11 protein-coding genes are annotated in these 13,226 nt (G+C 62.8%); 6 read left to right on the top strand and 5 right to left on the bottom strand.

What is annotated here, in order from left to right; genetic code table 11:
* Positions 1-118: 118 nt before the first annotated feature.
* Positions 119-481 carry a BON domain-containing protein gene (locus JNB89_RS13245; protein WP_013343213.1) on the bottom strand — a complete coding sequence of 121 codons (363 nt, stop codon included), beginning with the start codon at positions 479-481 and terminating at the stop codon, positions 119-121.
* Positions 482-886: 405 nt separating this feature from the next.
* Here JNB89_RS13245 and JNB89_RS13240 point away from each other — a divergent pair, with 405 nt between their 5' ends.
* Both JNB89_RS13240 and JNB89_RS13235 read left to right on the top strand, forming a co-directional pair.
* Complete coding sequence (locus tag JNB89_RS13240) at positions 887-1,534, top strand: DNA-3-methyladenine glycosylase (RefSeq protein WP_013343214.1); 648 nt, start codon at positions 887-889, stop codon at positions 1,532-1,534.
* A 316-nt stretch (positions 1,535-1,850) separates the two neighbouring features.
* Positions 1,851-2,195 (top strand): DUF4148 domain-containing protein, encoded by a 345-nt coding sequence (locus tag JNB89_RS13235; protein ID WP_013343215.1) that lies wholly within the window; start codon positions 1,851-1,853, stop codon positions 2,193-2,195.
* 511 nt (positions 2,196-2,706) lie between these two features.
* Here JNB89_RS13235 and JNB89_RS13230 read toward each other — a convergent pair.
* Positions 2,707-3,150 carry a CBS domain-containing protein gene (locus tag JNB89_RS13230; RefSeq protein WP_013343216.1) on the bottom strand — a complete coding sequence of 148 codons (444 nt, stop codon included), beginning with the start codon at positions 3,148-3,150 and terminating at the stop codon, positions 2,707-2,709.
* 302 nt (positions 3,151-3,452) lie between these two features.
* Between JNB89_RS13230 and ribA the strand changes: the two genes are divergently transcribed.
* Entirely contained in the window at positions 3,453-4,103 is a 651-nt protein-coding gene (gene ribA, locus JNB89_RS13225; RefSeq protein WP_013343217.1) for a GTP cyclohydrolase II, read from the top strand.
* A 790-nt stretch (positions 4,104-4,893) separates the two neighbouring features.
* Here ribA and JNB89_RS13220 read toward each other — a convergent pair.
* Both JNB89_RS13220 and JNB89_RS13215 read right to left on the bottom strand, forming a co-directional pair.
* On the bottom strand, positions 4,894-6,078 hold the full coding sequence (locus JNB89_RS13220) for a glycosyltransferase family 9 protein (RefSeq protein ID WP_220362457.1): 1,185 nt from the start codon (positions 6,076-6,078) through the stop codon (positions 4,894-4,896).
* A 184-nt stretch (positions 6,079-6,262) separates the two neighbouring features.
* Entirely contained in the window at positions 6,263-7,198 is a 936-nt protein-coding gene (locus tag JNB89_RS13215; RefSeq protein ID WP_220362456.1) for a substrate-binding domain-containing protein, read from the bottom strand.
* 317 nt (positions 7,199-7,515) lie between these two features.
* On the opposite strand from JNB89_RS13215, the gene JNB89_RS13210 reads away from it, so the two are divergent.
* Positions 7,516-8,712 carry an aminotransferase class V-fold PLP-dependent enzyme gene (locus JNB89_RS13210; RefSeq protein ID WP_220362455.1) on the top strand — a complete coding sequence of 399 codons (1,197 nt, stop codon included), beginning with the start codon at positions 7,516-7,518 and terminating at the stop codon, positions 8,710-8,712.
* 411 nt (positions 8,713-9,123) lie between these two features.
* Positions 9,124-10,689, top strand: a complete 1,566-nt coding sequence (locus JNB89_RS13205; protein ID WP_220362454.1) for a methyl-accepting chemotaxis protein — start codon at positions 9,124-9,126, stop codon at positions 10,687-10,689.
* A 366-nt stretch (positions 10,690-11,055) separates the two neighbouring features.
* Here JNB89_RS13205 and JNB89_RS13200 read toward each other — a convergent pair whose 3' ends face one another.
* Positions 11,056-12,012, bottom strand: a complete 957-nt coding sequence (locus tag JNB89_RS13200; protein ID WP_220362453.1) for an AraC family transcriptional regulator — start codon at positions 12,010-12,012, stop codon at positions 11,056-11,058.
* Positions 12,013-12,111: 99 nt separating this feature from the next.
* Here JNB89_RS13200 and JNB89_RS13195 point away from each other — a divergent pair, with 99 nt between their 5' ends.
* Positions 12,112-13,200, top strand: a complete 1,089-nt coding sequence (locus tag JNB89_RS13195) for a zinc-binding dehydrogenase (RefSeq protein WP_223216743.1) — start codon at positions 12,112-12,114, stop codon at positions 13,198-13,200.
* Positions 13,201-13,226: the final 26 nt, after the last annotated feature.

The following is a 13,226-nucleotide window of genomic DNA, read 5'->3' as shown; positions in this document are numbered from 1 at the left end:
CGCCGCCGTGCGGTCCGGCGGACGCACGTGTCGTCGCAAGCGGACCTTCGGGCACCGCCAACCAGGGCCGCCGACGCCCTGGCGGCGCCGGCTTGGCCCTGTGTGGCCCTGCGTTGCGTTATTGGCCGACCGGACGAACCGTCAAAGCGTTCTTGACCGACGTGACACCCGCTACGCCTTGTGCGGCTTGCGTCGCGATGTCGACTTGCGACTGGTCGGGCACCGAGCCGGCCAGCGTCACTGCACCGCCGCGCGCACGCACGCTGATGTTGGCGACGCTCAGGCCCTTGGTCTTGGCGAGCGCGCCGCGGACTTTGCGGCCGAGCGCACGGTTGGCGGCCTTGGCCTGCTTGCCGGTCGCCGCGGACGAAGCCGCCGCCGCCGGCGCAGCCGCCGCGTCGCTGCTTTGCGCGGATGCGTTGAGCGACGCCAGTACGATCAGCGCGCCGCCGACCATCTTCATTGCCGTGGATGCTTTCATGCGAGTTCTCCTTGTCGTGAATTGGCTGGTCCCTTGGTGGGACCGTTTGCTTGCACTACGGGTACAGCGGGATGGAACGCGAAGGACGTTGCTGCGGATCTTGCGAATGCGTGAGGCCGACGGGCCCGGAAGCTGCTGGAGCGGGCCGGAGCCACGCGGCCGGCCGGGAGCTGCTCTTAGCCGGAAGAACACGATACCTCAATTGGTTCCAGAATGAGGTCCGCGGTGTCACGAATGAGGCGTCGCTACAACGGTCTCGCCGGTTTCGCCGTTGGCTGCAAGGCGTTGCAGCGCCACGGGACCGTGTCGCAGACCCGGCGTGGCCCTTGCGGCAAATGGCCGAAGGGGCCGGGGCCCATGCAGCACGCAACGTATCCATATCTACGCAAAGGCAAGGCTTAGCGCATGCGCAAATCGCAGCTTCCTATCATCCCGTTGTCGCGTGACGATTTGCCGGTTGGCGCGGCAGAACTCGCGCGCTTCATGATCGGCAAATATCTCGTGCACGACACGCCGCAGGGGCGCATGAGTGGCCGTATCGTCGAGACCGAGGCGTATCCGATAGGCGATTCGACGAGCCACGCTTTCATTGGGCGTCGCCACTACAACAACTCGTTGTTTCTCGCGCCGGGCCACGCGTACGTGAGGCTGACCTACGGAGTTTCGTACATGCTCAATATGTCCGCAGAAGCGCAGGACGTGGGCGCGGGCGTGTTGATTCGCGCCGTCGAGCCGCTCGAGGGCCTGCCGCTCATGGAAGCGCGCCGGCCCGGCGTGCCGCTGCGCGATCTCGCGCGCGGGCCGGGGCGTCTGACCGTGGCGCTCGGCATCGGCCCGTCGTATGACGGCTACGACCTGTGCACAGGCCGCGAGCTGTGGATCGGCGTGATCGAAACGGGCGAGGCGCCTGTCGGCGTGACCACGCGCATTGGGTTGTCCCGCGAGATGCATCGTCCGCTGCGCTTTTTCGAGCCCGGCAGCGCGTTTGTGAGCGGCCCGCGCAAACTGCTTGTCGCCCCGCATGCGGACTTTGGCGACGACCCGGCAGCGTGAAGGCAGCGTGCGGCGAGCGCACGGGCGGTCAGTCAGGCCGGTCAGCGAGCCCGATCACGGAGCCCAGACAGGGAGCTTGATCAGCATGTTTCGCCCTGGAATCGGCCGGTTTGATCGACGCTGCTCGCCATTATTACGGCCGCGATGCGCGCTGCATCCGCCAGCCGGCAATTTCGTCACATTTTTTCAGCTACGACAATTATGTATCTCACAAATAGGGGTTTTCCCTTGGTGTGCCGGTGACTAGACTGGAATCACTCGCTTCCACATGGTGTGGCAAGCGCGGCAAATAAGACCAAGTCTGGAGGTAATAATCATGAAATCGCTTATCAAGGCAGTCGCCATTGCAGCCGTTCTCGCCGCTCCGGTCGCATCGTTTGCGCAGTCGAGCCAGCAACCGGTCACCCGCGCCGAAGTGCGCAACGAGCTGATCCAGCTGGAACGGGCAGGCTATAACCCGGCTGTGAGCAACGACCCGAACTATCCGGCCGATGTCCAGGCCGCCGAACGCCGCGTGCAGGAACAAAACCCGGCAGTCGCGCAGACCCAGTTGCCGGTCGCCGACACGAGCGGCTACGGCGGCGTGACGAGCGGCTCGTCGCAAGCCGGCGGCGTGCGTGAGCCGATGACGGGTCCGAAGTCGGTCTACTTCGGCAACTAAGCAGGGCAGCTAAGCTCGGCAACTAAGCTCGGCAACTGGGCTTGGCAACTAAGCGGCGCGCCAGGCGCATCGGGTCGCGACGGACAGTCTCAGGTCCGTCGCCAGCGGCCCGGATGGATGTCCGCGCTGCAACCCGATAGCCGCGAACGCGGAAGCCGGGTGACCGAAGGACAGCAAAGCGGTGGATGTGAATGCGCCGCTTTGCGCTTTCGAGTCGTGACCGGCACGCTCCGCTATCACGAAGCCGCGCCGCGGCCGGCCAGGCACTTCTCCGGATGAGGCAACCGATGCGCGCGCCCACTCTTGCGCCTGCATGAGCAGGCGGCAGATGCACAACCTCGGGAGGCTCGGCATCCCGACGGCCCGGCGTCAGAAGGGCCGTTCAGAATCCCTCGAACCTCCGCTGCCGCAAGGTAGCTTCGCCCAACCGCTCAGCGATTGGGCTTTTTTTGCTGCTGACAGGCTGACATGCGGGCCGAAATGCGGACTGACATGCGGCAGGCGCGATCCCTCAGGGACGCTCGCCATGAATGTAGAACTCGAGCTGCTGGATGGTGAACTGCTGTTCGGCAATGATGTTCTTCACCAGGTCGCCAATCGACACCATGCCGACGAGCCGATCATTCTCGATGACCGGCAGATGGCGCATGCGCCGCTCGGTCATGAGCGCCATGCAGTCGTCGGTGGTCTGGTCCGGGCGTACGAAGCGCACCGCTTTGCTCATGATTTCGCGCACCGGCGTGGCCTTCGACGACCGGTCCATCAACACGACCTTGCGCGCATAGTCGCGCTCCGTGACGATTCCTGCGATGCTGTCGCCATCTGTCACGACCAGCGCGCCAATGCCCTTGTCGGCCATCAGCCTGATCGCTTCATAGACGGAGTCGTCGGCTCCGATCGTGAAAACGGTGGTGTGGTTCGGTTTGGTTTTCAGAAGCTGTGCAACGGTTGTCATAGAGCGGCTCCGTTTCGCAGTGCAGCACGCCGGCGCGGCGGGCTGTCAGGGACAGTCGATTCCAGTATAGGCGCGACGCGCCGGCGAGTGTGTCCGGGAATAACTGGAGCGCGCGCGGCAGGCAATTCGGGTAGCTCGCGGTTCGCCACTGGTCTCGTGCGCAGGTCACGCGCCGCGGCGGTGCATGAACCGTGCGCCATGCATGGGCATCCGGGTGCGACGGCCCGATTAGCGGTAAACTCCCTGTCCGTACCTAATCCCCGGTTTGATCGGGTTCATGTCCAGCACTACTGTCTAACGCCATGCTCACGTCTCACGATCCGTCGCCTGCGGCAGACGGCGCAATCCAGGGCGAGTGCGTCGTTCTCGACGCCACCGCCACGCTTCCCACGCGCTACGGCACGTTCACCTCTTACGTGTTTCGCGTGATTGAAAGCGGCGCCGAGCACCTCGCGCTCGTGATGGGTGACGTCGCCAACAAGTCCTCGGTGTTGACACGCCTGCACTCCGAATGCCTGACTGGAGACGTGCTCGGCTCCTATCGTTGCGATTGCGGCGAGCAACTCGATCTCGCGCTGCGCTATATCGCCGCTGAAGGCTGTGGTGTTCTGTTGTACCTGCGCGGGCACGAAGGCCGTGGCATTGGCCTGTCGAACAAGATCCGCGCGTATGCGCTGCAGGAGCAGGGGCGCGATACCGTGGAGGCGAATCTCGACCTCGGTCTGCCGGACGACTCGCGCGAATATGACTCGGCGGCGGGCATTTTGCGCACGCTGAAAGTCACTTCAGTTCGCTTGATGAGCAACAACCCCGAGAAGTTCGACACGCTCTCCAAACACGGCATTCCGGTGTGCGAACGAGTCGCGCTCGCTATTCCGATGCGCGAGGAAAACGAGCGCTATATCCGTACGAAGCAGCTCAAGTTCGGGCATTACTTCGACGAGAACGAATAGCCCAAATTCGGTATCTGTCCGCGGCGGGCTGCGGTGAGCCAAGACGGTCCTCGACTGGCGGAAAATAGATAGAAAAACCGAAATGCTGACCGCCAGGGTCGGCGCATCAAAGCTCATCTCAGCGTGCCAAAACTTGCCACCTCGGCGTGGGTTTTTCTGCGTTGCCGACGAAACTTGCGCCGACTATTCTTGCCCTCGGTAAAAACCTGCGCCGAGGGAAAAATGCGCTTCGATGCACGCGCCGCAAAGAGGGTACTCGTCCATCACCGGACGATTGCACCGTCGGACAGCTGTGCCGTGACTATCGGCAGGGGTAGATAGAAGTCAACCGGAAGACGAAGGGTGCAGTCGAGGTAGCACGCAAGATGGAGTAGCCTGCGTTGCTGCGCAAGCTGGATCGCGTCGCCCGTTGTTGCTGCCGCTGGAAAAGCGAAAGTCCGGCGCGAAGCCGGGGTGACCGACACGCGCCGATGCAATGGCTATCAGCCCGACAATGCCGCCGACGCGTTGCTGCCCGCGCGTCGACGGTACAGCCCGAGCGTCGCACACGAGCCGCACAGCGCGGCGAAGCTCAGCCAGTAGCCGAATGACCTTCCACCGGCTCGGTTAAACGACTGCTCCTGGCCGATAAGGTGTGGACGCCAGCGCCCGCTTAGCGGAACTCCAGTCCGCAAAATCTGGATCGCGGCTGACCGAACGGTTCGGAGAAAGTTGCCTCACCAGAGTGGGGCGATTGCGCTCTGCGAGCGCGATGCAAGACTATGCGGATTTGTCGACGCCGCTAGCCTGGTCAAGCAAACCGCGCGCAATCTGCCGACTTGGCGGGTTCCTGCGTTCGCAATGCACTCAGCACCGCGTCCACGACCCGCTCGACGCCCGGCCAGTTTTTTTCGTGTTGGCCTTCGATATAAAAATCCGGTGAGACGCTCTTGTAGTGTTCCGGATAGCCCCAGATTGCATCGTGAACCGTCGGCCTCGTGATACTGCCGCCGAGTACCGCGACCGTCGGCCGGTGGAACGCGGCAGCCACATGCATCAGCATCGAGGAGTTCGTCAGGACGGCATTCGCATTTTCGGCGAGCGCAAAGACCGTTCGCATCGACAGTTCCCCGGCGACCGAACGCACCGGGACATTGGGTCCCGCGGCGACGATCGCTTCATTGGCGCGCACCTTGTCGGCCTCGCTACCAACTATAAGAATCTCGCAGCGGTCGCCGGAGCGTTGCAACGCGGACGCAATCTGCGAGAGCGCTGCGCCAAACTGCCGGGGATCCCAAGCCTTGGTGGGCACACCGGCCCCGACGCCGACCAGCACTCGCCATGTCGTGCCCGCATCCGGAGAGTCATCTGTCCAGATTCTCTTCGCACTTGCCCGCTCGGCTGCCGTGAGGAACAGTTGAGGTCGAGCGTCAGGAAGCTCAGTTGCACCGAGCAACTCCGCTTGTGCGAGCGCGGCGCGACCGGATTGACGGCGCGCGAAGTCAATGTAAGCGTGACACCCGCTGTGGCCGCCGCGATAACCGCGCACGCCGATGCGATATCGCACACCAAGTCGCATCATTAGCAGCGCCCCCATGTAACTGCCGAGGACGTCGATTCCGACATCGAACCCGCCTCGTTTGCGCAGCGCGGCGACTTGCGGCGACTTCAGCAGGAAACGCACGACGTCACCGGGCGAGCGGTTCTCGACGATTTTGTTGTTCCATGGTGCGTCGATTTCGACGATCTCATCGATGAACGGATTGTTCTCGAGAATGGGACGCCCCCAACTGCCGATGCCCGCAACGATCCGGGTGGCCGGGAAGCGTTTTTTGAGCGCCTCGAAGATCGGTGTCGCAGTCAGCAATTCACCAAAATCGTTCGGTCGAAGGACAAGAATTTCACGCGGCGTACTGCGACGAGGGTCATGCCGCGACGGGGTCAAGCGGCCCATCACCCAGACCGGGAATTCAGTAAGCAGGCTTTTCCATTCCATTGCATATCCACGACATGAGGTGAGTGCCAAGCCGCGCGGAGCGACGCACTGAGTGTGCATGGAAGGAGATGCCCGGTCTGTGGGCCGCCATACGAAACTGCCGGGTCGTCGGTTCTCGCCGGCTGTCCGATATCTTCATTCTCATCTCAGGGAGCGGTTGCGAGATGCTCGTGGCTCGCGCCGCTTATCTCGCGTACGTTGCGATCAATGACCGGATCGCCGGATCGTTCATGTTTTGCGGCGTAACGGTGGCCACCTCGACATAGAGAGTGCGGGGTGGCGGACGGCCCTGCAGCGCCTCGACCATGGACGCCAAGGCGAGGTAACCCATACGGTATGGGTCTTGCAATATGGCGGCATGTACGATTCCTTTTTTCAGGCCTTCGAGGAATTCCGGACGCCAGTCGAATAGCACGAGGCGCGGCCGCTGGTCGATTGCCGCGGTCTCGATCACCCGCAGAGCGCCGTACGCAATTGGTTCAGCCGGCGCGAAAACTGCGTCCAGGCGGCCCGGGTAGCTTTTTATCACCTCGGCGATCAACACTTCGGCATCGCGCGGTCGATACCCCACGTAGGTATCGATCACCACATCCCATCCCTCTTTGCGCGCAACGCTTAAAAATCCGCTTTCTCTCGCAACAGTCGAACTCACGTTGGGCGCGAGCCGCAGCATTGCCACCTTGGCGCCTTTTTTTAGAACCGGCACGAGGCTGAGCGCCGCCTTCCTGCCTGCGCCGAAATTGTCTGTGTAGACTGTCGAGATTGCGTCGTAATCAGCGCTGTATCGATCCACGAGGATCACGGGTACTGGCACTGAAACCCGCGTGTCGCGGGCCAATGGTTCCGGTGCTAGCAGTACACCCGAGACTCCCTGCGTCACCAGGTAATCGATAATGCGCAACTGCAGATTCGGTGTGTTGAGCGACTGACCGTCGGAAGGGCTGCGAGTCAGCAAATCTACATGATGATCATGGGCCGACCGTTGTATCCCCTTGAGCAACGTCTGATAGAAGACAAGAGATGAGCCCGGCAGGACAACCCCGATTGTGCTCGCATGCGCGATCGGCACCATGACCGCCAACGACCAGAGCAGCACGAAAAATCTCAGAGCTCCAAGCATGGTGTGTCCACTGGAAGTGGCCTCAACCTGACCGCATAAGCTTACGCAAAGGCATCTGTCTGGTATGAAGATTCTCGACGCGCAAGCGCAATCCCGCGTTCGGTTTCTGTGACGACAACAAGGTTAGTCGTTTTTTCGAAGGAGTATCGCATGGCTGCGGCAGTCTACATGCCAGATCCTACCCTCGAAATACTTCGCCACAACCTGATATGGGTAGCCCGTGAAAATTGAGTGGTCAGCTGAGGGCTGGGTCAATAGGATGGGAGCTTCGCCACATTTCGCCCTTGATCCCCACCACGTACCACCGGAGTCCGCTTATGTCAGCTAGCCTTTCGCCAACTGCCGTGGACGCATTGCGCGCAAGCACTCCCGGCGCGCAAAGCACGACTCATTTCAATCACGCGGGCGCTTCGCTGCCGTCCTCGGCCACGCTGGAGGCAATTCAGGCGCATCTGTGGCGCGAAGCCACGTTGGGACCGATGGAAGCGGGCGTCGTCGCAAGAGAGCAAACGGAACGCGCCCGTCTGCTTGCCGCCCAACTGCTAAACGCCAAGCCTGCCGAGATAGCGTTGACCACAGGCAATTCGCCGGGGTGGGGTGCCGCATTTGCCGCGCTGGGCCCTTGGCAACCGGGCGATCGCATCCTCGTCGGGCGCCATGAGTGGGGCGGTAATCTGGCCGCAATGCGGTTGGTCGCTCAGCGCGCGGGCGTGTCGATCGAGGTCATTCCATCCGATGCTAGCGGTGCAGTGGACCCCCAAGCGCTTGAAGCGATGGTCGACGACCGGGTGCGCCTGATCGCACTCACCTGGTTACCGGCGAACGGCGGCCTGATCAATCCCGCCGCGGCGATCGGGCGGGTGGCACGCCGTCATGGCATCCCGTACTTCATCGACGCCGCGCAGGCAGTGGGCCAACTTCCCGTCGACGTAGTCGAGGTCGGTTGCGATGTTCTGAGCGGTGCCGGTCGTAAAGCACTGCGTGGTCCGAGAGGCACGGGCCTGTTGTATGTCAGACAGGATTTTCTATCCCGGTTGACGCCGGCGTTTGTCGACACGCGGTCCGCTCCACTCGATCTGAACGGCGAGCCCGTTTTGCGAAACGATGCTGCGCGGTTCGAATCGGCGGAAGCGTCGCTGGCGCTGCGCTGCGGACTTGCCAATGCGTTGCAGGAAGCTTTGGACATCGGGATCGACAATATCCGCGCGCGGATCGACGGCATCGCACAGGCCTTGCGTGTACAACTGGCCGACATTCCGGGAGTGACGGTGCTCGATCAAGGCGTTGAACGATCCGGTCTGGTGGCATTCAATGTGGTAGGGCTGGATTCGCTATCGGTGCAGCGCGGTCTTGCGGCTCAGGGTATCTCGATCGGTAGCAATGGCGTCGGTTACACGCCATTGGATATGGCATTCAGAGGACTTGAACAGATCGCGCGCGCCTCGGTCAGCTACCTGACCACGGAGTTGGAAATCAGCAAATTGCTGGAAGGAATCCGAGCATTGACGCCCTAGCTCAAGCGGTGCCTCGCGTGCGGGCAGTCACAAGACTATCTTGTCCGGTCAAAACGTCAGTCAAGAAACGCTCAGTGAAAGACGCCCTGATCGCGCCGACAGTGCGCAAATCTGATTCGCGTTGTTGGTTCTCCTCGTGTCGCCGCAAGAATCGACAAGCAGTACCGCAATCGCCTCTCACGCGTCGACGCTGTGTCCCAAGTTTATCAAAGGTACTAAAAAGCCCTGTTCCACCTTGCCCAATCGTTTGCGCAAAGAGACGCTTCCCCCGACAAAATTCCTGGTGAGCGACTTCCTCTCAAAGTCCGATGATTTGTGTGGGTTACGCAGAGACTGCAGCGCACCTAGAGTTTCAGGGAACTGGGTTCCTGCCGACATACGTCATATCCACACACGTAACGGAACAAAAACATGAAATCGATGACTGTCAGCAGAAAACTTGGCCTGGCATTTGGCCTTGTCGTGCTCATAGCGTTGGCCGGTAGCGCGATATCGCTGGTTAACTTTTTAAAGCTGAATCAGGCGAACGGCTGGAATGTTCACAGCTATCAGGTGCTCGGAGCCAGCGACGATATGTTGACGAGTATGGTGAATATGGAGACCGGTGTGCGCGGTTTCGTCGCATCAGGCGAAGAGCGGTTCCTGGAGCCCTACAACGCTGGGCGCAAGCAGTTCTCCGATTCTCTTGACGTGGTCCGCAACCTGACGGCAGACAACGCGGCCCAGCAGGGTCGCCTCGCAACGCTGCGCGACATGTACCAGAAGGTCGCTGACGTCGACGAGAAGCTGATCGCCATGCGGCGCGACGTCAATGCGGGCAAGCAGCCTCTCGACAAGCTCATCGACTACTTCAAGCAAGGCGACGACAAGCAGTTCATGGACCGCTATCGTGCCGTGTCGACGGAACTGGGCAGCGCCGAGCGCTCGCTGCTCGATCAGCGTTCCGGCGAAGTCGCCAGCCTGACCACTTCCACCAAGCTGACGCTCGCGATCGCCGGCACCATGACGGTGCTTGTGTCTATCGTGCTTGGGGTCTTCATCACCCGGGGCATCATGCGCGCGTTAGGCGGCGAGCCGGCCGACGCCGCGAAAGCAGCGCAACGCGTCGCGCAAGGCGATCTTGATGCGTCCATTGCGCTCACGCCGAACGACCGAAGCAGCCTGATGGCATCGCTCGAATCAATGCGCCAACAATTGCGCGCTATCGTTTCCGATATCCATTCCACAGCGGAAGCGATCACGACTTCTGCAGGCGAGATCGCGCAAGGCAATCTGGACCTGTCGCAGCGCACGGAGGAACAGGCCGCGTCGCTGCAGGAAACCGCTGCGAGCATGGAGGAGTTGACATCCACGGTCCGTCAGAACACCGAAAATGCGAAGCAGGCGAACGCGCTTGCCGGCAACGCATGCGAGGTGGCCATGCGAGGTGGCGAAGTCGTGAACCAGGTGGTCGAGTCCATGCGCGCCATATCGAGCAGCTCCGGCAAGGTGTCGGACATCATCACCGTGATTGAAGGCATTGCTTTCCAGACCAACATTCTTGCGCTGAATGCGGCAGTGGAGGCTGCCCGTGCGGGTGAACAGGGTCGGGGATTCGCGGTCGTGGCAGGTGAGGTACGAACGCTGGCACAACGAAGCGCGAGTGCAGCAAAAGAGGTGAAGGAGCTCATCACACGTTCGGCGGAAAGCGTGGCACAGGGCTCGGAGCAGGTTGAAAGAGCAGGCGCGACCATGTCCGACATCGTTCAATCGGTGAGGCGGGTGACAGATATCATGGGAGAGATTGCCTCGGCGTCTGACGAACAGGGAACTGGAATCGAACAGGTGAACGTCGCTGTGGGCCAGATGGACTCGGTCACGCAACAGAACGCCGCGCTCGTCGAGCAGGCCTCGGCTGCTGCGCAGGCGATGACGCACCAGGCAACATCGCTTCGGCAGGCTGTGAGCGTATTCAAGCTCGGGCGCGTGGCGGGGTGAGTGCAAGCGATCGTTCCCGGTCACGTCGAAAGATGATCTGCATTGAACTCACGTATGGCATGGGTCTGCAGGGCTTTGATGCGGTAGCGCAATCCTTACGCGTCGAGGTCGACAATTTGCGAAGTGATCGGGGAAGTGGTTCTGCAAAACGCCCGATTGGAAATCCTCATGGCCGGCGCCGGTGTCACGCCACTCGCTTGTCTCACCGTCGCACGGCTGATCCACAGAGCTATCAGTCTATGTTCAACGAACGCGGACCGTCGTCGTGAAGGCGGGTGATATCGTCGAAGTGGTGATCTCGAATATCGGCATGCAGCGCAACGTCGTGGTCGTCGAGCGGTAAGCGCGATGGTGCCACCGGCGCGGTCAGAGCGCCGGATCGAGCTGGACGGCAACGGCGTTCTGCCGGGCGCGTATCGTGTTCCGGTAGCGGCCCGGACTCACGCCGTGTCGCTTCCTGAACGCCAGCCCAAAAGCGGTATCGGATTCGTAGCCAATGCGAAGGGCGATCGCCGAAAGCGGTTCCGTACCGGCGCTGAGCGCGCGGCGCGCGAGCATCATGCGCCAGCGGGCCAGATATTCGAGCGGCGGCATGCCGACCTTGACGCGAAAACGCTCCGCGAAACTGGTGCGCGACATCGCGACGGCGGCGGCCAGATCGTCGACTTTCCAGCGCCGCGCGATCTGTCCGTGCATCAGCCGCAGCGCCTGCCCGATCCGCTCGTCCGCCAGTGCGCCCAGCCAGCCCGCGGGCGGCTGTCCGCTGCGCAGATGGGCGCGCAGCATGCCGACCAGCACGATATTGGCGAGCCCGCTCGCGATCGCGGCGGCGCCCGGCTGCTGACGTTCCGTCTCCAGCGCGATCAGTTCCCACGCGAGGCTGAGCGCGCGGATGCCCGGCGTGTCCGAGCGGATATGAATCAGTGGCGGCAGCGAATCCAGCAGCAGCCGGCTCGCGTCGTCGTCGAATACGAAGCGGCCGCCGACGCCCACCGTGCGCGGCGTGCCCTCGCCAAAGCGCATCACGCCGTCTGCATCCGCGCTTGCCGGCAGCACTTCGGCGCTATCGCGCAGCGGCACGTCGGGCGCGCTCGCGAAGCAGTACGGGACGCCGTCCGTGAGCAGGAAGAAATCGCCGGGCGCGAGCCGGACCCGGCTTTCCATGCGATCGGTCCACAGCCACCGGTCCCCCTCGATGATCATGCCGAACTTCATGTGCTCGTAAGCGGGAAAGCGCAGCGCCCACGCGCCCGCGCCTTCCAGGCGGGCGGTCGCGACGCTTTGCACCTTCAGTAGCGCGAGGACATCGGATAACGGGTCCATGTCGATCCGTACGATTGATTGAAAAATATGGCGTTCCGATTATTGATGATCCGCGCCTGACCGACAACACTGAAGCCTGTTGACGTTTTCAGGGGGTGGATGACCGTGACCGAACGATGGATGAAGGCGTGGCGGCTTGCCGGACCGGGCGGCGCGCTGACGCAGAAAACGGTTCGTGTTCCTGAGGCTCGCGCTGGCAGCGTGCGGGTTCGCATCGAAGCGTCGGGGCTCATGTCGTATCTGCAGCGCTATGTCGAAGGCAAGCTGCCGTTCTACGCGCCGCCGCAAGGCGAGTTCACGATCGGCACCAACGGCGTGGGCGTGATCGACGCGGTCGGGCGCGACGTGTGGCACGTGAAGCCGGGTGATCGGGTGATCGTGTCGTCGCACGTGGTGGCGCGCGAGAACGTGCGCGAGCCCGGTCAGGCGCTGATCGGGCTGACCGCGGGCACGCACGGTCAGCCGATTGTCGAGGACTGGCCGGACGGCACGCTGGCCGAATACGCGCTGGCGCCGGTCGACGCGGTCACGCCGCTGACCGGACTGGACGCGTTCGACAGCGCGCAGTTGTGCGCGCTGAGCCGCTTTGTCGTGCCGTTCGGCGGCTTGCTGCGCGGACGGCTGGCCGCAGGCGAGTCGATCGTCGTGTCGGGCGCGAGCGGCGCGTACGGCACGGCGGCGGTGCTGCTGGCACTCGCGATGGGCGCGGCGCGCGTGGTCGCGGCGGGCCGCAATCGCGCGGCGCTCGACGCGCTGGCGCAGGCCGGCGGCGATCGCGTCCGCTGCGTCGCGCTCTGCGGCAAGATCGACGACGACGCGCGGGCGATCCGCGCGGCCGCGGGCGGCGCGCCCGATCTTGCCTTCGACATGCTCGGCAATGCTGCCGATCCGAACGCCACGCTCGCCGCGCTCAACAGTCTGCGCCGCGGCGGACGGCTGGTCCTGATGGGCAGCATGACCGTCGACCTGCCGATCCCCTACACGCAAGTGATGCTCAACGACTGGGAAATACTCGGCCAGTTCATGTATCCGCGCGACGCGTTGCGGCGCCTGATCGACATCGTGCGAAGCGGGCTGCTGGACCTGCGGGCGCTGCGTCCGGTCGTGCACGGGTTCGCCGCGCTGCCCGACGCGATGCGTGCCGCGGCGGCGGCCGACAGTCTCAGCTACGTGGTCGTGCAACCGTGACGGCCGGCGTTTTCACCCATCGAGGA

The sequence above is a fragment of the Paraburkholderia phenoliruptrix genome (assembly GCF_019511605.1).
Classification (GTDB): domain Bacteria; phylum Pseudomonadota; class Gammaproteobacteria; order Burkholderiales; family Burkholderiaceae; genus Paraburkholderia; species Paraburkholderia phenoliruptrix_A.
Note: the sequence above shows the minus strand (reverse complement) of the source record. Positions and strands in the feature narration are given on the sequence as shown.

Coding starts and splice junctions, on each gene's coding strand:
- JNB89_RS13245 (WP_013343213.1), bottom strand. CDS start 481: ATGAAAGCATCCACGGCAATGAAGATGGTCGGCGGCGCGCTGATCGTA.
- JNB89_RS13200 (WP_220362453.1), bottom strand. CDS start 12,012: ATGGACCCGTTATCCGATGTCCTCGCGCTACTGAAGGTGCAAAGCGTC.
- JNB89_RS13205 (WP_220362454.1), top strand. CDS start 9,124: ATGAAATCGATGACTGTCAGCAGAAAACTTGGCCTGGCATTTGGCCTT.
- JNB89_RS13235 (WP_013343215.1), top strand. CDS start 1,851: ATGAAATCGCTTATCAAGGCAGTCGCCATTGCAGCCGTTCTCGCCGCT.
- JNB89_RS13210 (WP_220362455.1), top strand. CDS start 7,516: ATGTCAGCTAGCCTTTCGCCAACTGCCGTGGACGCATTGCGCGCAAGC.
- JNB89_RS13195 (WP_223216743.1), top strand. CDS start 12,112: ATGACCGTGACCGAACGATGGATGAAGGCGTGGCGGCTTGCCGGACCG.
- JNB89_RS13215 (WP_220362456.1), bottom strand. CDS start 7,198: ATGCTTGGAGCTCTGAGATTTTTCGTGCTGCTCTGGTCGTTGGCGGTC.
- JNB89_RS13220 (WP_220362457.1), bottom strand. CDS start 6,078: ATGGAATGGAAAAGCCTGCTTACTGAATTCCCGGTCTGGGTGATGGGC.
- ribA (WP_013343217.1), top strand. CDS start 3,453: ATGCTCACGTCTCACGATCCGTCGCCTGCGGCAGACGGCGCAATCCAG.
- JNB89_RS13230 (WP_013343216.1), bottom strand. CDS start 3,150: ATGACAACCGTTGCACAGCTTCTGAAAACCAAACCGAACCACACCACC.
- JNB89_RS13240 (WP_013343214.1), top strand. CDS start 887: ATGCGCAAATCGCAGCTTCCTATCATCCCGTTGTCGCGTGACGATTTG.